At 61.1% G+C, this 841-nt stretch carries 1 protein-coding gene; it reads left to right on the forward strand.

Annotated elements, in window-relative coordinates; genetic code table 11:
* Nucleotides 1-841 (forward strand): ATP-dependent Clp protease ATP-binding subunit ClpX (gene clpX / locus ACTVAJ_RS06410; protein WP_470387134.1); only part of this gene is annotated, 841 nt, incomplete at both ends.

An 841-nucleotide genomic window follows, 5' to 3' on the forward strand; every position in this document is an offset into this window, starting at 1 on the left:
GAGGAACTCGCTGACGCCACCGAGCTCACGTGGGACAGTCTGCCCAAGCCCCGGGAGATCTACGAGTTCCTGGACTCGTACGTGATCGGTCAGGAGCAGGCGAAGAAGGCTCTGTCGGTGGCGGTGTACAACCACTACAAGCGGGTGCGTTCGGAGGGTGAGCGTCCCGGTGACGAGGGTGTGGAGATCGCCAAGTCCAACATTTTGCTTCTGGGTCCCACGGGGTCGGGCAAGACGTTGTTGGCGCAGACGTTGGCGCGGATTCTGAACGTGCCGTTCGCGATCGCGGACGCCACGGCGCTGACGGAGGCGGGGTATGTGGGTGAGGATGTGGAGAACATCCTGCTGAAGTTGATCCAGGCGGCCGACTATGACGTGAAGAAGGCCGAGACGGGGATCATCTACATCGACGAGGTGGACAAGGTCGCTCGTAAGAGTGAGAATCCCTCGATCACCCGGGATGTGTCGGGTGAGGGTGTGCAGCAGGCGTTGTTGAAGATCCTGGAGGGGACGACGGCGAGTGTGCCGCCGCAGGGGGGTCGTAAGCATCCGCATCAGGAGTTCATCCAGATCGACACGACGAACGTGTTGTTCATCTGTGGTGGGGCGTTCGCGGGTCTGGAGAAGATCATCGAGTCGCGGACGGGTCAGCAGGGGATGGGGTTCAACGCGGTGTTGCGGCCTCGGTCGGAGGTGGCCGAGTCGTCGTTGTTCGGTGAGGTGATGCCGGAGGATCTGTTGAAGTTCGGGATGATTCCGGAGTTCGTGGGTCGGTTGCCGGTGATCACGAGTGTGCATGATCTGGATCGTGAGGCGTTGATCCGGATTCTGACGTTGCCCA

Source organism: Nocardiopsis sp. KDC1DS13DA1, assembly GCF_055632325.1.